Origin of the sequence: Nonomuraea sp. NPDC050536, from assembly GCF_044457685.1 — a bacterium.
Lineage (GTDB): Bacteria > Actinomycetota > Actinomycetes > Streptosporangiales > Streptosporangiaceae > Nonomuraea.
The window spans coordinates 20,877-43,446 of record NZ_JBITHD010000011.1; the positions used below are offsets into that span (position 1 = coordinate 20,877).

The following is a 22,570-nucleotide window of genomic DNA, read 5'->3' on the forward strand; positions in this document are numbered from 1 at the left end:
TTAAGCGGCCACCATCACTACCTTAAAGCTACAACAGTTGCGATTGTAGAGATGTGTTCCGGTACGGATCGGAGAAGCCTTGATGACACACGTTTCCATCCAGGAGTACGGCGTGGCCGACCGCGACGCCGGGCCGTACGCGATCACCACCGGGCCGGACGGCGCGCTCTGGTTCACCCTCGTCCACAGCGGACGGATCGGACGCCTCGCCCCGGGTCACATGCCGACCACGTATCCGGCCGACCCCGGCGGCCAGCCGACGATCATCGTTCCCGGGCCGGACGGCGCCCTGTGGTTCACCGAATACCGGGCGCACCGGATAGGCCGCATCACCACGGACGGCGAGGTGACCGGGTTCGAGCCGCCCACCCGCCAGTGCGGGCCGTTCGGCATCGCCGCGGGCCCGGACGGCGCGCTGTGGTTCACCGAGACCGTCACGGACCGCATCGGCCGGATCACCGTGGACGGCGAGATCACCGAGTTCCCGCTGCCGGTCACCGGGGCGTTCCCGTCCGCGATCACCGCGGGCGGCGACGGCGGGATGTGGTTCACCATGAACCAGGCGGGCGCCATCGGAAGGATCGGCATGGACGGCCAGGTCAGCGTGCACCCGCTGCCATCCCAGGGGGCGGCACCCGTGGGGATCACCTCGGGCAGGAACGGCGCGGTCTGGTTCGTCGACATCGCCACGGGCCAGATCGGCCGGATCACGCCCGACGGGGTGATCTCGGACTTCCCGCTGCCCGACCGGGCCGGCCGCCCGCACGCCATCGCGGCCGACGGCGCCGGCGTCCTCTGGTTCACCGAGTGGGCCGGCAATCGCGTCGGCTCGATCACTCCCGACGGCGTCATCGCGGTGCACGACCTGCCCACTTCGGGTTCCGAGCCGCACGGCATCGCCCTCGGCCCTGACGGCGCCCTGTGGGCGGCACTGGAGATCGGCACGCTCGCCCGCGTCGCTCCGTGATCGTCGGGTCCGGCGCGGGATCTACGTGGAGAGCGTGAAGCCGAAGCCGGCCAGTTCCCGGAGGAACTCGCCGGCGTCGACGGCCTGCTCGAGGTGGTGCACGCCGGCCGGCATGGCCGGGAGGCGTTTGATCACCAGCGCCGCGGCCAAGCCGGTGGCGCGGCTTTGCCGAGGCCCGGTCAGCCAGCCGCCGGCCGTACCTGTCTCGACCTTGAGTGCGAAGCGGTCGGAGCCCAGGTGGACGCGGCCCAGCAGCGCTCCGGCCACGCGACTGCGCGCCAAGCGCGCCAGGCCGGGCAGGCGGCACGATGCGTCTCATCATCACACCCTAACTCGAACATCAATGTTCAAGTTAATGCGAACCCCCGCGGGTTTGTCCGGAAATTGTGCGGGGTTGTGAACACTGTGCTCGTCGGGACCGACGGACTGATGCCGGGGGCGCTTGACCAGGCTGTTTCGAGGCCCCGGGCCCTGGGTTCATCGTCGGTGGAGTTGTCCGGAGGCGTTCGGTGGCATCCGGCGGCCGGGGGCGGTCCGGTTGAGCTGCGGCACCTGTCGTTCATGGTGCGGCGATGGTGTTGTCCGGATGGCAGGTGTGACGTCGTCGTGCTGTCGTTACGGCGGGCGCGGGGTGATGATGGACGTACGGCGTCTGCGACGCCCGGGGGGAGAACCCCCGGGCGGGTGTGTGGCAGTTGCTGGCCACCGGCTCGTCCGGACCACCAACTCACACGTGGAGGCCTTCCATGTCCCAGCTGCTGTGCGTACTTCCCGCCGGCCGCCCCGCGGCGGCGACCAGGCTCGTGCTGCTCATCGTGGTGCTGGCGTTCGTCGTCGCGCTGGCCGCCCTGGGCAGCGACCCCGCCCTGGCGCTGAGCGTGGCGCTGACCGCCGTCAACGCGATCGTCCCCGTCGACCCGCGGGGCGCTCTGCCCCAGCACAACGGCTGATGGGACGCCCCGAGAACCCGATCACCTGGGACGGCCCGGTGGCCGAGCTGGCCCGCGCGCTGCGCGACCTGCGGCAGCAGGCGGGCCGGCCGACCTACCGCGCCATGGCGGCCACCACGCTGCGCGGCGCCTCGGTCCTGGCCGAGGCCGCCGCCGGCCGGCGCTGCCCCACCTGGGCCGTCACCCACGACTTCGTCCGGGCCTGCGGGCAGGACCCCGACACCTGGAGACCTCTGTGGGAACGCGCACGCAAGCCATCGGGCAAGCGCAGACCCTCGCCGGTCACCATCGCGAACCCCCCGCCTGAGCCGGATCCCTGGCGCGCCACCACGCCGCGCGAGTACGTGCTCCACCTGCGCGCACTGCGTGCCTGGAGCGGGCAGCGCAGCTTCTACGAGGTCGCCAGGGCCGCCGGCGGGCGACTGGCCGAGAGCACGATGTACGACGCGCTGAACCCCAACCGCCACCACCTGCCGCCCCTGGCGATCGTGCGCGCCATCGTGACCGCCTGCGGGGCCGACGTCGAGCAGTGGGTCCAGGCCTGGCAGCACCTGCGCATGCGGGAACATCACAACACCCCGCTGCCCACCCGGCCCGTCACCCCGCACCGCGTCACCGGCCATCGGCGCGGCGGCCGGCCGCTCCCTGGTTTCCGCACCGGATCCACCCTGCACTCGACCGCCTGACAGCTCGCGGCAACGGCGCATGGGCGCCGGAGGACAGCGGCCCTCCGACGCCCATGACGCTCTGCGCAGACCGTCTAGCAGTTCTTGAACCCGCGCGGGTACGGCGCGAAGATTTCCACCCTGGACGAGAACCACCAGGTGTGCGACGTGCCCGCCGGGATGTAGTAGCAGTGCAGGTCGGGGCCCCGGGCGATGTCGATCTTCTTACGGGATCCGCGGACGCAGTTGGTCCAGGTCATCTTCCAGGTGCGGACCTTGGTGTAGGGGTTGAACGAGTACTTGGTGGATCCACCGCAGTCGGCGTCGGCGGTGGTGGCGCCGGCCGGCGCGGCTCCAGGCACCAGGGTCAGTGCGGCGGTGGCGGCCAGGACCGCGCCCGCAACGGCTATGCGCATGGTTTCCTCCTCTACGTGGGACGTGCAGTGCGCCCAGACCGTAGGCAGGAGGATGTTGAATCCCCGTTGAGTCCGCGTTGAGGGCGGAGGTGCGGACCGGTGTCGCCTGTCCGCGCTTGGCCTGATGTCACCTACTGGCCGCCACTTTGCCCTGGGTTGATGCAACCCTTCAACGCCCGTACATAGCGTTTGACGTGTGGGAAGAGCGATGGAGGTCGTTGGTCCGATCGCGGCGGCGACGCTCGCTCTGACCTCGTGCAGCAGGGAGCCGAACGTGGCGACGGGCCCCGTCGTGACGATCGTGGGCTCCGGCTCGGCAGAGCAGGTCGCCGCGGTCAACGCCTGGCGGACGGAATTCGGCCAGGTCGTCCCGAGCGTGAGGGTCGACTACCGCCCCGTCGGCTCGGAAGCCGGGGTGCGTGACTTCATCAGCGGGGCGGCCTCCTTCGCCGGGTCCGACTTCGTGATGAGCCCGCAGCAGCAGGCGCAGGCGGACAAGCGGTGCCGCGGCCGCGCCTTTCACCTGCCGATGCTCGTGAGCCCGATCGCGGTGGTCTACAACCTGCCGGACGTGCCCGACCTCAGGCTCTCCCCGAAAGCCCTCACCGGCATCTTCAGCGGGAAGATCACCACCTGGACCGACCCGGCGATCGCCGCCGACAACCCCGGCGCCCGCCTTCCCGGCACGGGCATCCACGCCTTCCACCGCTCCGACGCCACCGGCACGAGTGAGAGCGTTACCACCTTCCTCGCGGAGACGGGCGGCTGGCCGTACCCGCCCTCGACGCGGTGGCCCGCAGCGGGCGGCGCAGGCGCGGACGGGCCGTCCTCGATGACGGATGCGGTCCTGACCACGGAAAACTCGATCGGCTATGTGGAGTACGGCTACGCCAGCGGCGCGGAACTGCGCACGGCGAAGGTGCGGGACGCGGCGGGCCAGTTCGTCGCTCTGACCCCGGAGAGCGCGAGCAGGAGCCTGGCCGGCGCCCACATCGTCGGCAGGAACGGGGACCTGGCGGTCAAGCTCGACCTCTCGACCAGGGAACCGGGGGCGTATCCGCTCGTGCGGATCACGTACGAGATCGCCTGCGCCAAGGGCTCGCCCCCGCTGCTGCTCGGTTTCCTGAACTATGCCACCAGCAACGCGGGGCAATCCAATCTGTCCCTCGTCGGCTACGCGCCGCTGCCGCCGGACCTGATCGCCAAGGTCCGCTCGTCCCTGGCCTTCATGACGTGACGGCCACGACGTCGACCCGCACGACCCCGCGCTGGAGCCAGGGAGAACCTGCGACGCCGTGACTTGCCAGGAGCCGTCCGCCGCCCCTGGGCGGCGGACGGCACGCGTCTACTCGATGGCGCCGGATTGGGTGAGGAGGTCCTGGTACCAGGTGTCGTACGGGTGGTTGGTCGCCGGGTAGTCGGCGAGCGGGCTGGTGGCGTTGCTCGGCGAGTCGAAGTCCCAGCCGCGCACGAGTCGTCCTGCCTGCCGTGCCGCGGTGATGAAGGCGGACTCGGTGGCGGGCGCCGCGTAGAACAGGGCGCCCTGCTTGAGTTCCGCGCTGTCGCCCTGCTGGAACTCGTCGAAGGCGGTCTGCTGGTACTGGACGCGGTCGCCGGTGTACCTGTCGGTGTCCATCCGCAGGGTTTGGGCCGGGGTCTGGCCGTCGGCGCCGTTCCACACGTGCACGCGCGATGTGCCGCTGGTCGAGGTGGTCTTGTCGTAGCGGGCGTCGGAGGTCTTGGCGTTGCCGCTCCACGAGACCGTCATCGCGCCGGCGTCGAGCACGCCGTTCCAGTCCCAGTTCTGGTTGTTGTTCTGGCTGCGGTGTATCTCGCGTAACCCCGTGCCCGCCGCGTCGGTGAACGTGACCGTCGGCAGGACGCCGTTGTCGTACTGGTGGCTGGGCGACCAGGTGATCTCACCGTCGGCGCCGAGGTGGCCGACGTGGTACCACAAGGTGGTCGCGTTCTGGGACTGGTGGACCTCGACCAGGTCACCGTTGTCGTTCAGCGCCACGGCCGGCGTCACGCCGGTGTCGTACCTGCCGTGGCGCAGCCAGGTCACGCGGCCGTCTGCGCCGTACGTGCCGGTCCAGTACCAGAGCACGCCCGCGCCCGAGTCGTGTACCTCGACGACCTGGCCGCGGCCGTTGATGGCGACGGCCGGGTGGTAGCCGATGTCGCGCTTGTAGAGGGTGCGGGTCTTGCCGTCGCCGGAGATCAGCGGGAGCACCCTGCCGCGCAGCGTGTCCACCGTGGGCGGGGTCGCCGGGTAGTCCTTGGCCTGGAACAGCCGCGAGCCGAAGACGGAGGTGAGCTCCTGGTTGAGCGCGGCCAGGTTGCCCGCGGCGTACGAGGTGTTGTCGGTCAGGTCGTCCTTGAGGTCGAGCGCGACGACGATCGGTGCGGCGGCGGGATGCTGCGCGGACCAGGTGTTGATCACGTCGAGCCAGTCGCGCAGGAGGTTGGAGGCGGGGTTTCCCGTGTGGTCGACCTGGTCGCCGGGAGAGTCGTGACCGATGGAGTAGTCATGCGAGGTGGCGTAGTCGTTGTCGTGAATGTCGAGTTCGATGAAGCGAATGCCGTGGTCGAGCTGGTAGGCGATCGAGTTCTTGGCGCCGTCGACGTTGCCGGAGTAGCTGTTGTGCGTGGCGCGGAAGATCGCCGAGGGTAACGGCAGGTCCGCCGACGCCTCGGCGGCTCCACTGATCAGCAGCGTGGACGCGGCGACGGCGAGCACAGCCAGGACGGTTCTTGAACGAGGCATCCTTGATCCTCACGTCGGGGAACTCCCAGACAATACGATCAAGAGCCTTCCGCCAACCCCGTCAGGCTGTTCGGTCTAGGCGCCGTGTTCCTTCGTGGCCGGCGAGTCCGTGCCGGGCTGCTCGAGCTGGCGGTCCAGCATCCAGTGGAGGTGCGCCCTGAACTGCTGGATGTCGGCCGGCCTGATGTGGCGCTCGCTGCGTGGCCGGTCCAGCACGCCGCTGGTGAGGAATCCGTACACGCACCAGACGATCGTCCAGATGAAGAAGCGGGCGTCCACCCCGCGTGGCAGGAGCGGGGAGACCGCGTCGACGACGTCCTGCACCAGCGGCCGGGTGTAGCCCTCCTCGAGTTCCGGTGTGTCCGAGGCGTCCCCTATCCACCTGTGCATCCATAGCCGGAGGATCTGCGGGTTGTCGGCGAAGAAGTCGAGGTAGGCGTCGGCCAGCCGCTTGACCGCCTCCGGGGTGGAGGCGAAGTCCGCGAGTGCCGCACGCAGGGCGGTCCGCTCGGTGTCGTCCGCCTGCTGCATCACGGCCCGGTACAGCTCCTGCTTGCCGCCGAACATCGCGACGATCTCCGAGGACGGGATGCCCGCGGCACCGGCGATGAGGCTGAGCTCGGTCTCGTCGTAGCCGAGCTCGGCGAACAGCCGCGTCGCGACCCTGATGATGCCGTCTCGCTCCACACTGTCACTTTATGTGCATCGCCGGTGCACGCCAGGAACCTCATCCGGCGTGGCGCGCTCTGAGCAGCATCAGGAGAAGACTCCATAGGCGAAACCGTCCGTGGTCACCTCCCCGGCTCCCAGCTTCACGCCGTCGCCGCCGGCCAGGCAGGACATCTCCGACACGTCGAGGCCCTCCGGCAGCGGGGCGGTCACTCTGGCCTGGCCTGGGTTGATCACGACCAGGTGGGTGCCGCCGCGGAGGTAGACCAGCGGATAGCCCGCGTGCAGGACGCGCAGCGACCCGGACGCGCCGAGCGCGTGCGTGCTCCGACGGGCCGCGATCAGTGCCCTGACCTGGTGCAGGAGCGAGGCGGGATCGGCGCGCTGGGCCTCGACGGTGGGGCGCGCCGGGTCGGGGTCGACGGGCAGGTAGAGAGATTCTGCGGGTGCGGTGGAGAAGCCGGCATTGGCGGAGGAATCCCACTGCATCGGGGTGCGGGAACCCTGCCTGGCCTCGGGCCCGCACTGGCTGCCCTCCTTGTCCGGCAGCCCCGGCAGGTAGCGCATGCCGATCTCGTCGCCGTAGTAGATGGTGGGCAGGGACGGCCAGGTGAGCAGGAACGCGAAGGCCGGCGCGACCATCGACGCGGTACGGCTGCCGCACACCAGCCGGGAGAAGTCGTGGTTGGCGGAAGGCAGCGCGACGTGACCGGCGCCGTCGATCGCCGCCCGGGCCTCCTCCCATGCGGTCAGGAACCGGGAAGGCGAGCCGCCTGCATCGGGGGCGAAGAAGCACGGCTCGGTGCCCCATTCAGGGCGATGGCTGCCCTCGGCGTTCCCCCACAGCGACCGGTACACATCCCCCACCGCGTGCAGGAAGAAGTCGGCGTGGAAGCCGGCCGGGACCGACGTCTTCGGATCGCCCCACTCGGCGAGCAGCGCGCGGCCGGGGTACTCGGTGTCGAGCCAGGCGCGCAGTTCCCTCCACAGCCGGGCGGTCTCCAGACGTCCTGGGTCGTCCTTGACGAGGGAGAAGGCCATGTCGACGCGGAACCCGGAGACGCCCAGGTCGAACCAGTGGGCCATGATCTCCCGCAACGCGGCCCGGTTGGCGGCCGGGCCCGGGGCGTCGACGGGCCGGCGCCACGGCTCGTCCGGATGCATCCGGGCGTAGCCGAAGTTCAGCGCGGGCTGCACCGGATAGAAGTTCGGCAGGTAGAACCCGGGCCGTGAGCCAGGCGACGGCACCCACTCCGCGGACGGCCGGGTCGGCGACCAGATGTAGCGGTCGTCGTGCGGGTCGCCGGCCGCGGCGCGGAACCAGGCGTGCTGGTCGGAGGTGTGTCCGGGGACGAGGTCGAGCATGACCCTGATGCCGCGGTCGCGGGCCGCCTCGACGAGCGTGACGAGGTCCGCCTCGGTGCCGTAGCGGGGCGCGATGGTCAGGTAGTCGGACACGTCGTAGCCGGCGTCGCCGAACGGGGAGGCGAACATCGGGTTGAACCAGATCACGGTGACGCCGAGCCAGCTGAGGTAGTCCAGCCGGCCCAGGACGCCGCGCAGGTCGCCGATTCCGTCCCCATCGGAGTCGGCGAAGGACTGCGGGTAGATCTGGTAGATGACGGCGTCGCTGAGCCAGTCCGGCGTGGATCTCCTCACGAGCCGCCCATCGCGTCGCGAACGTTGGCGTACCACGAGGCGGGGCTGGGCAGGCCGTTGAAGTACTCCCAGCCGGCGGCGCCGCCGAAGCCCGGGTACTTGTTGACCAGCTTGCGCAGCGTGCTCGCGAGCCTGCTCGGTTCGACGTACCCGGAGCAGTTGGCCGGGTTGGTGACGGCTCCGGCCAGCACCCGGGAGGGGCTGAACCCGTTCCTGACGATCGCGTCGTAGCTCGCCGTACTGCCGAGCGATCCCCACCCGCAGTAGAACTGGCCGGTGTACCAGGAGATCTGGCCGCCGAGGTCCCGCTCGAGCTGCCGGTAGCTGAACCCGCCCGAGAACGAGCTGGTCCCGGCCAGGTCCGTGGCCACGGGCGTCAGGATGACGGTGAACCCGGCGCCGAAGTCGGCCCGCAGCTGCCTGATCAGGCGTTCGGTGTCGGCGAGCGAGAACGTCTCCTCGATGTCGAGGTCGACGCCGTCGAAGCGGTAGGTCCGCAGCACGTCCCTCAGCAGCCCGTAGAACCGGGTGAAGTCGTTGTGCAGGTTGGCGAAGCTGCCCCGGCCCGCCCCGCCGAGCAGGGCGTGCACCTTGATCCCTGACGAGCGGAGGGCGGCGACGTCGGCCCACATCTGGTCGAACTTCGGGTCCGCGGGCGGGTCGTCGTTGAGGTGGACCGACCCGTCGGCGTTGAGGTGGAAGGCGGCGACCTCGACGTCGGTGGCGATGCCCCGCAGCGGCAGCGGGGAGACGTAGGCGCCGTTGGAGTACTGGGTCTGGTAGTAGGCCAGGGTGTGGTGGCGGGGCGCGGCCTGCGCGGCGTTCACCGGCAACCCGGCCGCGACCAGGACGGCCGCCCCGGCCGCCACGAGGATCTTCCTGACACGCGTCTTGGGGGACGTCGATAACACGTTGCCTCCAGCTGCCGAGATGTCTCGGTGCCGGACACTAAACCGCTTTACTAGGGGTGTCAACGCCTCCTGGCGGCGCCGTGCTCTCCCTGACCGTGAGCCGTGGCGTGGTGGCCTGGATGTCCCGCAGCGAGCCCGGATCGTCGACCGCGGCGAGCAGGGCCCGCGCCACCTGCTCGCCGAGTGCGAAGGTGTCGCGGGACAGCGCCGTGATCGACGGATGGACGATTTTCGTCAGCACCGAGTCGTCGAACGACGCGATGGACAGCTCGCGCGGCACCGAGACGCCCATCTCCGCGGCCACGCCGAGTCCGGCGACCGCCATCACGTCGCTGTCGTAGATGATCGCGGTCGGGCGCTCGGGCCGCGACAGCAGCGTCCTGGTGGCCGCGGCCCCCTGCGCGTCACTGAAGTCCGTGGGCACAGAGACGGCCTCGACCAGGCCGAGCCGCTTGGCGGAGTCCTTCAGCGCCCGGATGCGCCGCCGGGTGTGCTGGAAGGTCGGCAGCCCCGCCAGGTGGGCGATGCGCCGGTGCCCGAGCGCGGCCAGGTAGTCGACCAGGGAGAGCATGGCCTCCCTGTCGTCGGCCCAGACGCTGGGCAGGCCGCCGTGCCTGCCGGGGCCGCCGAGCACGACCGCGGGGACGCCGAGCTCCTCCAGCGCCGCGATGCGCGGGTCGCGCACCTGCAGGTCGACGACGACGAACCCGTCCACCCGGTGCTCGGCCACCCACCGGCGGTGGATCTCGATCTCGGCCGCGGTGTCCTCGACGACGATCACGTGCAGAGCCGTGGACGTGATCGACAACCCGGCCTGGAGGCCGGCCATGAGCTGCATGAAGAAGGGCTCGGCGCCGATCGTGCGGGCGGGCCTGGCCAGGACCAGGCCGACGGCCTCGGCCCGGGCGCCGCCCAGCGCCCGCGCGGCACTGTGCGGCCGCCACTTCATCTCCTCAACGATCTTGAGGATGCGCTGCCTGGTCGCGTCGCTCAGGCCTGGCCGGCCGTTCAACGCGAAGGACACGGCACCCGGGGACACGCCCGCCCGTTTGGCGATGTCGGCGATCGTCGGTCTGGTCACGTCTCGGTGTACCTCTCTTGACAGCGGCCTTGCGCCAAATCATAGTTCACACTCACTAGAGCGCTTTAGTACATCCGACCGCGACAACGATCAGGAGAACAAGCTCATGCGAATCCCGGCTCCGCTGGTCGCGGCCGTCATGGCGGTCACCGCGCTCTCAGCATGCGGCATAGGCGGCGGCCAGTCCAACGGCGCGGCGCAACAGAAGGTTGACACGACCGACCAGCTCAAGGGCACCATCACGTTCCAGACCTGGTCGCTGAAGAACGACAAGTTCACGCCGTACTTCGACAAGCTGATAGCCGACTTCCAGGCCCAGCATCCGGGAACCACGATCAACTGGATCGACCAGCCCGGCGATGGCTACCAGACCAAGCTGAACGCGCAGGTGGCCGGCAACACCCTGCCGGACGTGGTGAACCTCCCGATGGACCTCGCCTATCCGCTGGCCAAGACCGGCAACCTGCTCGACCTGTCGGCCAACGTGCCGACGCTGGAGTCGGACTGGGTCAAGAGCGTCGTCGACGCCTACAAGTACACCGACGTCAACGGCGGCAAGTCCGCCTTCGGCTTCCCCTGGTACACGGGCACGGACGTCCTGTACTGGAACAAGGAGATGCTGCAGAAGGACGGCCTGGACCCGCAGAACCTGCCCAAGAACCGCGAGGATCTGCTGGCCGCGGCCAAGGTCATGCACGACAAGTCCGGCGGCAAGGACTTCCTGCTGAGCAGCTTCCCCGGCGCGTCGGACATCACCTCCACCGGCACCTCGTGGATGACGCCTGACGGCAAGAAGTTCGCGTTCAACACGCCCCAGGCCGCCGCGCTGCTGGACAAGTACCGGCAGGCCTTCAAGGACGGCCTCTTCCCACCGGGCATCCTCACCAGCGACTACCAGGGCAACGCGGAGCTGTTCAAGAAGCGGGTGGTGGCGATGACCACCTCCGGCGGCGACGCCATCACCAACATCAACAAGGACACCCCGTCGCTGAAGGACAAGGTCGTCCCGTCGGAGAACTTCCTCACCCCGCCGCTGTACACGCAGGGCCTGTCGATCTCCGCCAAGAGCAAGAACCTCCCGCTCGCGCTGGCCTTCGCGAAGTTCGCCACGAACAACGACAACCAGATCGCCTTCGTCAAGCTGGCCCCGGGCTTCCTGCCGGGAACGGCGGCGGCGGCCAACGACCCGGTCTACAGCAAGAGCGACGGCACCCCGCAGGGAGACGCCTCCGTCTTCGCCTTCCACGCCCTGCAGCAGGCCAAGCTGGCCACGCCGCCGCAGTGGAGCCCCGAGATGAACGACTACCTGAAGCAGCAGATCACGCTGGCCATGACCGGTAAGCAGACCTCCCAGCAGGCGCTCGACAAGGGCGTCGACAAGGCCAACTCGATGCTGGAGCAGTGACCGTATGAACGCCCACCGGTGGTACACGCCCTGGCTGATGCTCGTCGTACCGCTGATCCTGCTGGCGGTCTTCAGCCTGTGGCCCGCGCTCAACACCATCGTGCTGTCCTTCACCAATGTGCGGATGCTCAGCGGTGGGCACTTCATCGGCCTCAGGAACTTCTCGCTGATCTTCGAGGACGAGCGGCTGCGGGACGCGCTGCTCAACACCGCGATCTTCGTGGTGCTCTGCGTCCCGCTGCTGACGTTCCTGCCGCTGTTCCTGTCGCTGCTGGTGCACAGCCGGCTGCCGTTCATGGGGTTCTTCCGTACCGTCTTCTACTTCCCCGTCATCGCCTCGGTGGTGGCGGTCGCGCTGATCTGGCAGTGGCTGCTCGACGACCGTGGCCTGGTCAACCAGCTGGCCCAGCAGATGGGCCTGATCCAGCAAGCGTTGCCGTTCCTCACCGACCGCTGGCTGCTGATCCTCAGCGTCACCGCCCTGACGGTGTGGCGGGGGCTCGGCTTCTACATGCTGCTGTACCTGTCGGCGCTCGGCAACGTACGGCGCGAGCTGCACGAGGCCGCGTCGGTCGACGGCGCGGGGCGGATGCGGCGGTTCTGGTCGATCACCGTCCCCAGCATCCGCGGCCGGATGGTGCTGGTCGCGGTCCTCATCGTCATCGCCGCGATGCGGATCTTCACCGAGATCTACATCCTGGGCGGTTCCCAGGGCGGCGTGGGCGGTCAGAACGTGACGGTCGTGATGCTCATCCAGCAGGCCGTGCTCGGCGCCGACGGGCGGATCGGGTACGCCTCCGCGCTGAGCCTGTTCCTGTTCGTGCTCACCATCGGGCCGCTGCTGCTGCTGGCCTACCTCAACAAGAGGAGCGAGGCCTGACATGCTGACCGTCACCGATCGCGCCAGGCCCGCCGTCCATGCCAAGTCCAGACAGCGGCATCGATCCCCGGTCTACGACGCGCCCACACCTGCCGGGGTGGTGGGACGCTACACCGCGCTGATCTTCATGCTGCTGGTGTCCGTCGGGCCGATGCTGTGGCAGCTGTCGACCTCGCTGAAGAGCCCCGCCGAGGACGTCTACGCCACCACCCCGCGACTGCTGCCCGAGCACCCGACGCTGGAGAACTACGCGAAGGTCATGCGGCAGGTCCCGGTGCTGGACTTCGCCTCGAACTCGCTGCTGGTGGCGGTCATGGGCGTGGCCGGCAACGTGGTGTTCGCCACCCTGGCCGGATTCGCCCTGGCACGCCTGCGGTTCAGGGGCGCCAAGCTGCTGATCGGCCTGCTCATGGCCACGCTGCTGCTGCCCAACGAGGCCACGATCATCTCCCAGTTCCAGACCGTCAACAACCTGGGCCTGACCAACACCCTGTTCGGCGTCGCCCTGCCCGGCCTGGCCGGCACGGTGAACATCCTGCTGATGCGCAACGCCTTCCAGGCGATCCCGCGGGAGATGGACGACGCGGCGATCATCGACGGCGCCACCGCGTGGCAGCGCCTGCTCCACATCGGCCTGCCGGCGGTGAAGGGCACGATGGCCATCATCGCCGTGATGACCTTCATCGGCGCCTGGGACGACTTCCTCTGGCCGCTGCTGGTGCTGCAGGACCCCGGCGACCTCACGCTCACCGTGGGGCTGGCCTACCTGGACGGCCACTTCGCCGGCGACCCCCGGACCATCGCCGCCGGGTTGATGATCTCCCTCGTCCCGATCCTCGTCCTGTTCGTCGTGCTCCAGCGGTACTTCTTCCGCGGCCTGCAGGAGGGCGGGGTCAAGGGGTGACGGCATCCGCCGCGCCCGACCACCTCATCCGTCTCATCCGTATCCGGGAAGGACATCCGCGCCCAGCATGACAGGACATTCGGGGGAACACGCCGTGCGCTTCGGCGTCAACTACACACCCACCACGGGCTGGTTCCATCACTGGCTCGACTTCGACATGGACACGGTCCGCGCCGACCTGGACTCGATCGCCGCGCTCGGCTTCGACCACATCAGGGCCTTCCCGCTGTGGCCCGTCTTCCAGCCGAACAGGACGCTGATCCGGCCCAGGGCGGTCGAGCAGCTCGTGGAGCTGGCCGACGCCGCCGCCGAGCGCGGGCTTGACGTCAACGTGGACGGCCTGCAGGGACACCTGTCGAGCTTCGACTTCGTGCCGTCGTGGCAGCTCACCTGGCACCGCCGCAACATGTTCACCGACCCCGACATGATCGCGGGCGAGGCGGCCTATCTGCGGACGCTGGCCCAGGCGCTCGCCGACCGGCCCAACTTCATCGGCATGACGCTCGGCAACGAGATCAACCAGTTCTCCGGCGAGCCGCACCCCGATCCCGACCGCATCACCCCTGAGCAGGCGCAGGAGTGGCTGACCACGATGCTGGCGGCCTGCGCGGAGGGCGCGCCGGACCACCCGCATCTGCACGCCTGCTACGACGCCGCCTGGTACCTCGACGACCACCCGTTCACGCCGGCGCACGCCGCGCGGCACGGCTTCGCGACCGCTATCCATTCCTGGGTCTTCAACGGTACGGCGCAGCGGTACGGGAGCCGGTCCACGGCGACCGGCCAGCACGCCGCGTACATGATCGAGCTGTCGAAGGCGTGGGCGCTGGACGCACACCGCCCGGTGTGGCTGCAGGAGGTCGGCGCCCCTGAGCCGCACATCCCCGCCGACCAGGCCGCGGACTTCACCCGCCGCACCGTCGAGGCGGCGCTGGACTGCACGGACCTGTGGGGTGTCACCTGGTGGTGCTCCCACGACGTGGACCGGTCACTGGCCGACTTCCCCGAACTGGAGTACAGCCTCGGCGTGCTGACCAACGACCGCAGGCCCAAACCGGCTGGCCTGGAGCTGGCGCGGACCATCGAGGAGGTCCGCGCGCACGGCCACCGGCCCGCGCCGCGGACGACCGCGCTCGCCCTCGACCTGCCCGACGACTCGGCCAAGCGCTCGACCTGCGCCCCCGGCGGCGCGTTCTTCGAGGCGTTCATGCGCCTGACCGAGGCCGGCGCCCGCCCGGCCGTCGTGCTCCAGCAGCGCGCCGGCGACGCCGCCTACCTGGACTCCCGCGGGATCACCGAGGTGGTCACCGTGGACGACGCACTGTGTGAGGGCTCCCATGCATGACGACCGCAATCTCCTCGAATCCCGGCTCAAGCGGGTGCTCGACGAGCGGATCCGCCCTGCCGTGTATCCCGAGTCGGTGCCGCTCCAGGTCGAGGTGTGGGTCGCTCCCGGCGAGCCGGTCCCCGTCGCGGAGGGGATCGCCGCGCCCCGCTCCCCTGTCGCCGTGGGCGAGCGGTGGGGCAGGCCGTGGGGAACCAGCTGGCTGACCGTTTCCGGCACAGTGCCTGCCGCGTGGGCGGGCCGTACCGTCGAGGCGATCCTGGACCTGGGCTTCGACAAGAACATGCCGGGCTTCCAGTGCGAGGGGCTGGTGTACCGGCCCGACGGCTCGCCGGTCAAGGGGCTGAACCCGCTCAACTCCTGGGTGCCCGTCGCCTCGCCCGCACGCGGCGGCGAGGAGGTCCTGCTGCACGTCGAGGCCGCCTCGAACCCGGTGATCCTGGACTACCACCCGTTCCTGCCGACCGACCTGGGCGACAAGGACACCGCCGGGGACCAGCCGCAGTACACCCTGACCAGGATGGACCTGGCCGTCCTGGACGAGGACGTCTGGAACCTGGTCATGGACCTGGAGGTGCTCGGCGAGCTGATGGCCGAGCTGCCCGCCGAGGGGGCCAGGCGCTGGGAGATCGCGCGCGCGATCGAGCGCGCCCTGGACGCGGTCGACCTCCAGGACGTCAACGGTACGGCTGCCGCGGCGCGGGAGCGGCTCGCCGGGGTGCTCGCGACGCCCGCCGAGCCGTCGGCGCACCGGCTGACCGCGGTCGGCCACGCGCACATCGACTCCGCCTGGCTGTGGCCGCTGCGCGAGACCGTCCGCAAGGTGGCCAGGACCACCGCCAACATGACGGACCTGCTGGAGCGGGAGCCCGGCTTCGTGTACGCGATGTCGCAGGCGCAGCAGTACGCGTGGATCAAGGAGCACCGCCCCGAGGTGTACGAACGGGTCAAGAAGGCGGTCTCGGAGGGGCGGTTCGTCCCGGCGGGCGGGATGTGGGTGGAGTCCGACACCAACATGCCCGGCTCTGAGGCCATGGCGCGGCAGTTCGTCCACGGCAAGCGGTTCTTCCTGCAGGAATTCGGCGTCGAGAACGAGGAGGCGTGGCTGCCGGACACCTTCGGCTTCGCCGCGGGGCTGCCGCAGATCATCAAGGAGGCGGGAAGCAGTTGGCTGCTCACCCAGAAGATCTCCTGGAGCCAGGTCAACACGTTCCCGCACCACACCTTCTGGTGGGAGGGCATCGACGGCACGCGGATCTTCACCCACTTCCCGCCGGTCGACACCTACAACTGCTCGATGAAGGGCAGCGAGATCGCGCACGCCGCGCGGAACTTCAAGGACAAGGGCGTCGCAGGCAGCTCGCTCGCGCCGACCGGCTGGGGTGACGGCGGAGGCGGCACGACGAGGGAGATGGTCGCCAAGGCGGCCAGGATGCGCGACCTCGAGGGCTCCGCGCGCGTCGAGTGGGACAGGCCCGCGGCCTTCTTCGCCCGGGCCCAGGCCGAGTATCCCGACCCGGCGGTGTGGGTGGGCGAGCTCTACCTGGAGCTGCACCGCGGGACGCTGACCAGCCAGGCCAGGACCAAGCGCGGGAACCGGCGCTCCGAGCACCTGCTGCACGAGGCCGAGCTGTGGGCGGCCACCGCCGCCGTGCGGACCGGCTTCCCCTACCCCTACGAGGAGCTCGACCGGATCTGGAAGACGGTGCTGCTGCACCAGTTCCACGACATCCTGCCGGGCTCGTCGATCGCGTGGGTGCACAGGGAGGCGGAGCAGACCTACGCGGCCGTGGCCGCCGAGCTGGAGGCGATCATCGGCGCGGCGCAGCGGGCGCTCGCCGGCGACGGGCCGGGCACCGTGACCTTCAACGCCGCCCCGCACGCGCGCCGGGACGTCCCCGCCGGCGGCGCGGCCCCGGCCGAGCAGCTCGGCGACGCGACCGTGGTGACGCCGGCCGAGGGCGGCTACGTCCTCGACAACGGCGTGATCCGGGTCCTGGTCGACGGCCGTGGGCTCGTCACCTCGGTCCACGACCTGGCCGCCGACCGGGAGGCGATCGCGCCGGGACAGGTGGCCAACCTGCTCCAGGTCCACCCGGACTTCCCGAACATGTGGGATGCCTGGGACGTCGACCGGTTCTACCGCAACACCGTCACCGACCTGACGGACGCCGACGAGGTCTCGCCCGTGCCGGACGGGGTGGCGGTGCGGCGGTCCTTCAGCTCGTCGCAGGTCCGGCAGACTCTGGTGCTGCCGTCCGGCGCCGCGCGGCTCGAGATCCACACCGAGGTCGACTGGCACGAGACCGAGAAGTTCATGAAGCTGGCCTTCCCGCTGGACGTCCACGCCGAGCGCTACGCCGCCGAGACCCAGTACGGTCACGTCTTCCGCCCCACGCACACCAACACCAGCTGGGAGGCGGCCAAGTTCGAGGCGTGCAACCACCGCTTCGTGCACCTCGAGGAGCCCGGGTGGGGCCTCGCCCTGGTCAACGACTCCACCTACGGCCACGACGTCACCCGGACCGTCCGTTCTGACGGCGGCACGACGACGACGGTCCGCGCCTCGCTGCTGCGCGCGCCTCGCTTCCCCGACCCGCAGACCGACCAGGGCACGCACCGTTTCAGCCACGCCCTGGTCGTCGGCGCCACCGTGGGCGACGCGGTCCGCGAGGGCTACGCGATCAACCTGCCCGAGCGTACGGTGCCCGGCGCCGACCCGGTCGAGCCGCTGGTCACGGTCGACGACGACGCCGTCGTCATCACGGCGGTGAAGCTCGCCGACGACGCCAGCGGGGACGTCATCGTCCGCCTCTACGAGTCGCGCGGCGGCCGGGTACGGGCCCGGCTGACCCCGTCGTTCTCCTTCGAGACCGTCACGGACTGCGACCTCCTCGAACGCCCCCGCGGGAGCGCCGCCCTCGACCTGCGCCTGCGCCCGTTCCAGCTGCGCACGCTGCGCTTCTCGAGGCCGGCCTGACCGACGGGACGCGCCTGGGGTCACAAGTGGGGGCTGGAATTCACCGCGGGGGCTTGCGAGTATCACCGAACGTATCGGATCGGCCACTGTATGCTTCCCCTGCGGTAACCTGCGGGTCGCCAGCATGAGGGTCGGTGTGGGCCCGGAAGAAGGGGGTTCTTCCGGGCCCTGCCGCAAACGGGTCTCACACGATCCGGAGGGGGGCGGTTCCGATGCCGGCAGACGAGCCCATCAGCTGCGGCACGTGCCAGGGGGTCACGGCGGTGGAGACGGGAGAGTCCTACACGCCGGCGCGCGCCCGGCTGATCCTGGAGAACGGCTTCTGCCTGTGCGAGCGGCCGGAGACGCCCGACGACTGACGGCGGGTTTCAGCGGGTCATCAGCTCCCGCAGTGCCTCGGCGATGTCGTCAGGCGCTTCCTCGGCCATGAGCCGGAACAGGCCGGCGCGGGCAGCGGCCTGATCACTCTCGGCCCCGTGGCCGATCACCTGAACCTGCTGACCTCGGCACTGCAGGGGCGCTAGCGCACGGCGGGGTCGCACCGATGGTGTCGGTGGCCACCGGCGAGCATCTTGCCTGCTTGAATGGGGTCATCGAGTGAAACAGGTGACCGGCTCGGACGGTTCCGGGGGCAGCGGGTGGGCTCGTGAGTAAGGCAGACGGACTGGAAGGCATGCTGACCGGGCTGCTGCAGGCCAGCCATCAGGCCAGCTTCGAACAGTTGGCCGCCCTGGTCGAGGAGCACGCCGCCCAGGCCGGGCTCGACGAGGTGCTCATCTACGTGGCCGACATGCAGCGCGCCACGCTGCGGTTGATGCCCACGCTCGCGGCCGAGGGTCCCGCGGCCGAGTTGCGGGTCGACAGCACCCTCGCTGGACGCGCCTTCCAGGAGGTGCGGATCCTGCAGCAGGGCGAGCACTGGTGGGTGCCGCTGCTGGACGGCACCGAGCGGCTGGGCATGCTGCGGGTGAGCGGCCGGAGCCGGCGCACACCCGAGGTCGGCAGGCACCTGGCGACCCTGGTCGCGTTGCTGCTGGTCAGCCAGCGTGCCCACAGCGACACGTACGCGCGGCTGATTCGCTCGCGGCCGTTGAACGTGGCCGCCGAGATGCAGTGGCAACTGATGCCGCCTACGACCTTCTCCACGCCGGAGGTGACGGTCGGCGCCGTGGTCGAGCCGGCCTACGAGGTGGGCGGCGACGTCTACGACTACGCGCTGGAAGACGACACACTGCACCTGGCCGTCTTCGACGGGATGGGCCACGACGTCTCGGCGGGCCTCACCGCCAACCTGGCGATGGCCTCCTGCCGCAACAACCGCCGCCAGGGCATGGACCTGATCGCCAACAGTGTCGCCATCGAGCAGGTGCTGATCGCCGAGTTCGGGCGCGGCACCCGCTTCGTCACCGCGATCCTCGCCGACCTCGACATCCGGACCGGCATGCTCACCTGGGTCAACCGCGGCCATCCCCTGCCCATCGTGGTCCGGGAAGGCCGCTGGAGCTCGGTCCTCAGCTGCCCGCCCGCCCACCCGCTCGGCCTGGACCTGGACCTGCCCGTGACCCTCTGCCGCGACCAGTTGCAGCCCGGCGACAGGCTGCTGATCTACACCGACGGCATCGTCGAGGCCGGCGCCCCGCAAGGCGCCGAGTTCGGGCTTGACCGGTTCGTCGACTTCATCATCCGCCACAACACCGCCGAGCTGCCCGTGCCGGAGACCCTGCGCCGCCTGATCAGGAACGTCCTGGACTACCACGACGGCCACCTGACCGACGACGCCACCGTCCTGCTGGTCGAGTGGCACGGCTCGGCACACGAGCCGCTGACGCTGCGGCCACCAGTGGACTGACACCCAGGGCATCGTGGCGTCCAGCGTGTACTGGAGCCGTGAGTTCCTGCCCGAGGAGATCTCACCGTGGGTGATCTCGGGGGTTGTGCTCGGTCTGGCCGTGGGCCGCCGCACACAGGCTGAAGACCACGGCGCCGAGCCCGGGCTGACGGCATTCGGTGGAAAACTTCTGGGCGGATGTCCATCCGTCCGCACCTCACTCGTAGTCATGCCGTAAGGCGACAACCGAGGAGGATTTCCCATGGAAGCAGCACCGACCGTTCCAGTCACCGTTGGGACGCTGCGGGTCGCGGACGCGACCCTGCATTACCAGGTGCGCGGCGAGGGCCCGCTGGTGGCGCTGGTCGCCGCCCCGATGGACGCGGACGCGTACGCGCCGCTGGCCGACCTGCTCGCCACCGACCACACCGTGCTGACCGCCGACCCGAGGGGCATCAACCGCAGCCCCTTGGACGACCCGAACCGGGACTCGACCCCGGAGTTGCGCGCGGACGACCTTTCCCGGCTGCTTGCCCACCTCGACGCCGGTCCGGCCGCGTTGCTGGGCTCCAGCGGCGGGGCGGTCACCGCGCTGGCCCTCGCGCAGGGCCACCCCGGGCTGGTCCACACCGTCATCGCCCACGAGCCTCCGCTGGTCGAGCTGCTGGACGACCGCGAGCAGCTCCGTGCGGAGACAGCGGACATCATCGCGACCCACGTCGCGGGCGACCGCGTAGGGGCTTGGCGCAAGTTCCTGGCGCAGGCGAACATCACCCTGCCCGAGCCCGTGTTCGAGCAGATGTACGCAGGCGAGCTCGACCCGCGGCACCTGGCCGACGAGCACCGCTTCTTCAACCACGAGCTGCGCGCGACCACCGGCTGGCAGCCGGACCTGGCGGCGCTGCGCGAGGCGAAGCCCCGTATCGTGCTCGGGATCGGCCGGGAATCGGCCGACCAGCTCTGCGAGCGCACCACGACCGCTCTCGGCCAGGCACTCGGCATCGCCCCCACGAGGTTCCCCGGCGGCCACGTGGGCTTCGTCGAGGATCCCCACGGGTTCGCCATCCGACTCCGCGAGGTCCTCGGCGGGAACTGAGCGGCGCTGGGCGCGGCGATCCGGCCGCGCCCTTCGCCGTCGCCGCTATGCGGGTTTCTGCGATTCCGGCACCAGTTCGGTCGTGCAGAAGGCGCAGCGCCGCGCCTCGGCCTGGATGGTGCTCAGGCACTCGGGGCACTCCTTCTCCGTCGACTTCTTGTCGCCTTCGAACAGGCTGACCAGCCTGTTCATCGGTACGACGATCAGCCAGTAGATCACCGCGGCGATGACCAGGAAGGTGATCATGTGGTTGAGGAAGTCGCCGTACTTGAACTGGCTGCCGTTGACGGTGAAGGAGTAGTCGGCGAAGTTCGGCCGGCGCCCTCCGGTGACGGCGCCGATCAGAGGTGTGACCAGGTCCGATACCAGTGCCTGCACGAGTCCGCTGAAGGTCGCCCCCACGATCACGGCGACGGCTAGCTCGACGATGTTGCCCCGTAAAAGAAACCTCTTGAAACCACCCATGCCTGGGCAATAGCCGAGCGATCCCCTCCGAAACCCACCCCCGTGCCATCCGTCCCCGTGTACGGCCGGCCCGGTGCTTCCTCGACCGACTCCATGACGGCGGCGAAGACGCCGTCGAGCTCGGCAGGGGTGAGCGTTCTCGGCGCCTTGGAGGGCTCGGCGGAGAACGCCAGGCCGTAGTCGCCGCTTCCGTGGCTGAACGCGGCGCCCACCTGGCCGAGGCCGAGGACTCCCCTGGCCGCGATGCGCGACAGCTGCAGCGCACTGCAGGGGACGTGCAGACGGGCACGCGGTTGTCGATACACGCTTGGATTCTGGGTCTTCACCCGGCGCGGGATCTTGTCGCGCCGACCGAAAGTAGAGCGCCTGATTGGGCGGCCGATCCAAGACGTCTCCCCGTCCTGGCTATGCGCGGGATGAGTTCCTGGCTATCACGATCACGTTCTGGATCAGCAGGGTCAGGCCGAGCATGAAGATGACGCCGGCGCTGGTGGCCAGCGTGGTCGCGGCGTGGCCCGCGCCGTAGCGTCCGACCGCGAAGCGGAGCGCGATGGACAGGCACCACAGGGCGACCGTCACCGGCCCGTAGCGGTACCAGTTCGTGGCGTCCTTGGCATAGATCTGGACCGTGAAGCCTCGAACGCCGCCGAGGCCGATCGACAGCGTCAGGTCGACGGCGATCACCTGGTAGTCGATGCCGTGCAGCTCCACCCCGGCAAGGAGCTGGGGGACCACGGGCGCGAGCCCCACCACGGCCAGGACGATGGGCAGGATCAGCAGCCTGCCGGGCCGAAGCTGCTTTCCGCTCATCCTGGTCACCACGAGCACCAGGACAGCCACGACTCCAATGATCACCGGGAGCTGTCCGGCACCGGCGTCGTCTCGCGCCGCCGCGGCGAGCGTGCGGGGGATGAGCAGAGCATCGACGTTCATCGGGGCGTGTCTCCAGTCAGGTAACCGGCCAGGGCCGAGGCGAGCGCGGTGCGGAACGCGGTGTCGTGCGCCGGTTCGGCCGGGTCGTGCCCGAGCCCGGCCAGCCAGGACCGCTTGCCGAGCGCGTATCCGTACGCCGCGGACAGCCCGAGCAGGACGACCTGCTCGATCCTCGCGCGGTCCGGCATCTCGGACTCGGGGATAACGATCGCGATACCGGCCTGCATCGCGTCCACGAAGCCCGACAACCCTTCCGAGTAGGTCCCGGCTTCTTCCGCGTGCAGCATGGACCAGGCCCACAGGCGCACGTAGCGCTCATCGGCCAGCGTCTCGAAAAGCACCCCGGTCATGCCTGCGGAGTACGGCACGCCCTGGTCGGCGCGCATCCGTTCACGCATCCGTTCGCGCTGGCGCTGGCTCTCGCGCTGCAGCACGGCCCGGACCAGCGCGCCGTACGTGCCGAAATAGTGGGTCACCAGCCCGTGCGTGACGCCGGCGGCGTCGGCGACCCGGCGCAGACCCACACCGTCCGGCCCGTGCTGGGCGATCAGCTCGGTCGCGGCGTCGAGAATCTCCTCGCGCGCCTGTTCCGGCGTTCGCCGCCTGCGCGGCCGGCCGGTCACGTTATTGTCCACTCTGCCAACAGTAG

23 protein-coding genes are annotated in these 22,570 nt (G+C 69.9%); 12 read left to right on the forward strand and 11 right to left on the reverse strand.

The genetic code is table 11. From position 1 onward, the window contains the following. Nucleotides 1-82: 82 nt before the first annotated feature. Nucleotides 83-967: a virginiamycin B lyase gene (locus ACIBHX_RS28240; RefSeq protein ID WP_397070295.1), complete on the forward strand. Its 885-nt coding sequence runs from the start codon at nucleotides 83-85 to the stop codon at nucleotides 965-967. 21 nt (nucleotides 968-988) lie between these two features. Here ACIBHX_RS28240 and ACIBHX_RS28245 read toward each other — a convergent pair whose 3' ends face one another. Continuing rightward, nucleotides 989-1,249 carry a hypothetical protein gene (locus ACIBHX_RS28245; protein WP_397070297.1) on the reverse strand — a complete coding sequence of 87 codons (261 nt, stop codon included), beginning with the start codon at nucleotides 1,247-1,249 and terminating at the stop codon, nucleotides 989-991. Between the two features lie 464 nt (nucleotides 1,250-1,713). On the opposite strand from ACIBHX_RS28245, the gene ACIBHX_RS28250 reads away from it, so the two are divergent. Together ACIBHX_RS28250 and ACIBHX_RS28255 are read left to right on the forward strand one after the other, a co-directional pair. Further along, nucleotides 1,714-1,917 carry a hypothetical protein gene (locus ACIBHX_RS28250; RefSeq protein ID WP_397070298.1) on the forward strand — a complete coding sequence of 68 codons (204 nt, stop codon included), beginning with the start codon at nucleotides 1,714-1,716 and terminating at the stop codon, nucleotides 1,915-1,917. Then, entirely contained in the window at nucleotides 1,917-2,603 is a 687-nt protein-coding gene (locus ACIBHX_RS28255) for a helix-turn-helix domain-containing protein (protein ID WP_397070299.1), read from the forward strand. Before ACIBHX_RS28250 ends, ACIBHX_RS28255 begins: the two co-directional genes overlap by 1 nt. A 74-nt stretch (nucleotides 2,604-2,677) precedes the next feature. Here the strand turns inward: ACIBHX_RS28255 and ACIBHX_RS28260 are convergent, their stop codons facing one another. Next, nucleotides 2,678-2,998 carry a hypothetical protein gene (locus ACIBHX_RS28260; RefSeq protein ID WP_397070300.1) on the reverse strand — a complete coding sequence of 107 codons (321 nt, stop codon included), beginning with the start codon at nucleotides 2,996-2,998 and terminating at the stop codon, nucleotides 2,678-2,680. 208 nt (nucleotides 2,999-3,206) lie between these two features. Here ACIBHX_RS28260 and pstS point away from each other — a divergent pair, with 208 nt between their 5' ends. Next, complete coding sequence (pstS, locus tag ACIBHX_RS28265; protein WP_397070301.1) at nucleotides 3,207-4,235, forward strand: phosphate ABC transporter substrate-binding protein PstS; 1,029 nt, start codon at nucleotides 3,207-3,209, stop codon at nucleotides 4,233-4,235. A 108-nt stretch (nucleotides 4,236-4,343) separates the two neighbouring features. On the opposite strand, the gene ACIBHX_RS28270 is transcribed toward pstS, so the two are convergent. The 5 genes from ACIBHX_RS28270 to ACIBHX_RS28290 all read right to left on the reverse strand — a co-directional run bounded on the left by ACIBHX_RS28270 (nucleotide 4,344) and on the right by ACIBHX_RS28290 (nucleotide 10,085). Beyond that, a complete protein-coding gene (locus ACIBHX_RS28270) occupies nucleotides 4,344-5,765 on the reverse strand; it encodes a phosphatidylinositol-specific phospholipase C domain-containing protein (protein WP_397070302.1) in 1,422 nt (473 codons plus the stop codon). A 75-nt stretch (nucleotides 5,766-5,840) separates the two neighbouring features. Next, nucleotides 5,841-6,452 carry a TetR/AcrR family transcriptional regulator gene (locus tag ACIBHX_RS28275; protein ID WP_397070303.1) on the reverse strand — a complete coding sequence of 204 codons (612 nt, stop codon included), beginning with the start codon at nucleotides 6,450-6,452 and terminating at the stop codon, nucleotides 5,841-5,843. A 69-nt stretch (nucleotides 6,453-6,521) separates the two neighbouring features. Further along, nucleotides 6,522-8,093, reverse strand: a complete 1,572-nt coding sequence (locus ACIBHX_RS28280; protein WP_397070304.1) for an alpha-amylase family glycosyl hydrolase — start codon at nucleotides 8,091-8,093, stop codon at nucleotides 6,522-6,524. Then, complete coding sequence (locus tag ACIBHX_RS28285; RefSeq protein ID WP_397070305.1) at nucleotides 8,090-9,004, reverse strand: glycosyl hydrolase family 18 protein; 915 nt, start codon at nucleotides 9,002-9,004, stop codon at nucleotides 8,090-8,092. The genes ACIBHX_RS28280 and ACIBHX_RS28285 overlap by 4 nt, the downstream gene beginning before the upstream one ends. A gap of 37 nt (nucleotides 9,005-9,041) precedes the next feature. Continuing rightward, a complete protein-coding gene (locus ACIBHX_RS28290) occupies nucleotides 9,042-10,085 on the reverse strand; it encodes a LacI family DNA-binding transcriptional regulator (RefSeq protein ID WP_397070306.1) in 1,044 nt (347 codons plus the stop codon). A gap of 106 nt (nucleotides 10,086-10,191) precedes the next feature. Here ACIBHX_RS28290 and ACIBHX_RS28295 point away from each other — a divergent pair, with 106 nt between their 5' ends. The 8 genes from ACIBHX_RS28295 (at nucleotide 10,192) to ACIBHX_RS28330 (ending at nucleotide 20,523) form a co-directional block, all read left to right on the forward strand. After that, on the forward strand, nucleotides 10,192-11,490 hold the full coding sequence (locus ACIBHX_RS28295) for an ABC transporter substrate-binding protein (protein ID WP_397070307.1): 1,299 nt from the start codon (nucleotides 10,192-10,194) through the stop codon (nucleotides 11,488-11,490). Nucleotides 11,491-11,494: 4 nt separating this feature from the next. Further along, on the forward strand, nucleotides 11,495-12,370 hold the full coding sequence (locus ACIBHX_RS28300; protein ID WP_397070308.1) for a carbohydrate ABC transporter permease: 876 nt from the start codon (nucleotides 11,495-11,497) through the stop codon (nucleotides 12,368-12,370). Between the two features lies 1 nt (nucleotide 12,371). Beyond that, complete coding sequence (locus tag ACIBHX_RS28305) at nucleotides 12,372-13,274, forward strand: carbohydrate ABC transporter permease (protein WP_397070309.1); 903 nt, start codon at nucleotides 12,372-12,374, stop codon at nucleotides 13,272-13,274. Between the two features lie 67 nt (nucleotides 13,275-13,341). Then, entirely contained in the window at nucleotides 13,342-14,619 is a 1,278-nt protein-coding gene (locus tag ACIBHX_RS28310; protein ID WP_397070310.1) for a glycosyl hydrolase, read from the forward strand. Continuing rightward, a complete protein-coding gene (locus ACIBHX_RS28315; RefSeq protein ID WP_397070311.1) occupies nucleotides 14,612-17,599 on the forward strand; it encodes an alpha-mannosidase in 2,988 nt (995 codons plus the stop codon). Before ACIBHX_RS28310 ends, ACIBHX_RS28315 begins: the two co-directional genes overlap by 8 nt. A gap of 212 nt (nucleotides 17,600-17,811) precedes the next feature. Continuing rightward, nucleotides 17,812-17,958 (forward strand): hypothetical protein, encoded by a 147-nt coding sequence (locus ACIBHX_RS28320; protein ID WP_397070312.1) that lies wholly within the window; start codon nucleotides 17,812-17,814, stop codon nucleotides 17,956-17,958. Between the two features lie 287 nt (nucleotides 17,959-18,245). Then, nucleotides 18,246-19,448, forward strand: a complete 1,203-nt coding sequence (locus ACIBHX_RS28325) for a PP2C family protein-serine/threonine phosphatase (RefSeq protein WP_397070313.1) — start codon at nucleotides 18,246-18,248, stop codon at nucleotides 19,446-19,448. A gap of 241 nt (nucleotides 19,449-19,689) precedes the next feature. Beyond that, entirely contained in the window at nucleotides 19,690-20,523 is an 834-nt protein-coding gene (locus ACIBHX_RS28330) for an alpha/beta fold hydrolase (RefSeq protein ID WP_397070314.1), read from the forward strand. Between the two features lie 45 nt (nucleotides 20,524-20,568). On the opposite strand, the gene mscL is transcribed toward ACIBHX_RS28330, so the two are convergent. The 4 genes from mscL to ACIBHX_RS28350 all read right to left on the reverse strand — a co-directional run bounded on the left by mscL (nucleotide 20,569) and on the right by ACIBHX_RS28350 (nucleotide 22,556). After that, entirely contained in the window at nucleotides 20,569-20,988 is a 420-nt protein-coding gene (gene mscL, locus ACIBHX_RS28335; RefSeq protein WP_397070315.1) for a large conductance mechanosensitive channel protein MscL, read from the reverse strand. Further along, nucleotides 20,940-21,293 (reverse strand): P1 family peptidase, encoded by a 354-nt coding sequence (locus ACIBHX_RS28340; protein WP_397070316.1) that lies wholly within the window; start codon nucleotides 21,291-21,293, stop codon nucleotides 20,940-20,942. Before ACIBHX_RS28340 ends, mscL begins: the two co-directional genes overlap by 49 nt. A gap of 100 nt (nucleotides 21,294-21,393) precedes the next feature. Then, complete coding sequence (locus ACIBHX_RS28345; RefSeq protein WP_397070317.1) at nucleotides 21,394-21,921, reverse strand: hypothetical protein; 528 nt, start codon at nucleotides 21,919-21,921, stop codon at nucleotides 21,394-21,396. Beyond that, a complete protein-coding gene (locus tag ACIBHX_RS28350) occupies nucleotides 21,918-22,556 on the reverse strand; it encodes a TetR/AcrR family transcriptional regulator (protein ID WP_397070318.1) in 639 nt (212 codons plus the stop codon). The genes ACIBHX_RS28345 and ACIBHX_RS28350 overlap by 4 nt, the downstream gene beginning before the upstream one ends. Nucleotides 22,557-22,570: the final 14 nt, after the last annotated feature.

Excerpts from the sequence above, each read along its gene's own strand:
- pstS (WP_397070301.1), top strand. The coding sequence starts at position 3,207 with ATGGAGGTCGTTGGTCCGATCGCGGCGGCGACGCTCGCTCTGACCTCG.
- ACIBHX_RS28345 (WP_397070317.1), bottom strand. The coding sequence starts at position 21,921 with ATGAACGTCGATGCTCTGCTCATCCCCCGCACGCTCGCCGCGGCGGCG.
- ACIBHX_RS28305 (WP_397070309.1), top strand. The coding sequence starts at position 12,372 with ATGCTGACCGTCACCGATCGCGCCAGGCCCGCCGTCCATGCCAAGTCC.
- ACIBHX_RS28255 (WP_397070299.1), top strand. The coding sequence starts at position 1,917 with ATGGGACGCCCCGAGAACCCGATCACCTGGGACGGCCCGGTGGCCGAG.
- ACIBHX_RS28270 (WP_397070302.1), bottom strand. The coding sequence starts at position 5,765 with ATGCCTCGTTCAAGAACCGTCCTGGCTGTGCTCGCCGTCGCCGCGTCC.
- ACIBHX_RS28295 (WP_397070307.1), top strand. The coding sequence starts at position 10,192 with ATGCGAATCCCGGCTCCGCTGGTCGCGGCCGTCATGGCGGTCACCGCG.
- ACIBHX_RS28260 (WP_397070300.1), bottom strand. The coding sequence starts at position 2,998 with ATGCGCATAGCCGTTGCGGGCGCGGTCCTGGCCGCCACCGCCGCACTG.
- ACIBHX_RS28310 (WP_397070310.1), top strand. The coding sequence starts at position 13,342 with ATGACAGGACATTCGGGGGAACACGCCGTGCGCTTCGGCGTCAACTAC.
- ACIBHX_RS28240 (WP_397070295.1), top strand. The coding sequence starts at position 83 with ATGACACACGTTTCCATCCAGGAGTACGGCGTGGCCGACCGCGACGCC.
- ACIBHX_RS28250 (WP_397070298.1), top strand. The coding sequence starts at position 1,714 with ATGTCCCAGCTGCTGTGCGTACTTCCCGCCGGCCGCCCCGCGGCGGCG.
- ACIBHX_RS28330 (WP_397070314.1), top strand. The coding sequence starts at position 19,690 with ATGGAAGCAGCACCGACCGTTCCAGTCACCGTTGGGACGCTGCGGGTC.
- ACIBHX_RS28320 (WP_397070312.1), top strand. The coding sequence starts at position 17,812 with ATGCCGGCAGACGAGCCCATCAGCTGCGGCACGTGCCAGGGGGTCACG.
- ACIBHX_RS28300 (WP_397070308.1), top strand. The coding sequence starts at position 11,495 with ATGAACGCCCACCGGTGGTACACGCCCTGGCTGATGCTCGTCGTACCG.
- mscL (WP_397070315.1), bottom strand. The coding sequence starts at position 20,988 with ATGGGTGGTTTCAAGAGGTTTCTTTTACGGGGCAACATCGTCGAGCTA.
- ACIBHX_RS28315 (WP_397070311.1), top strand. The coding sequence starts at position 14,612 with ATGCATGACGACCGCAATCTCCTCGAATCCCGGCTCAAGCGGGTGCTC.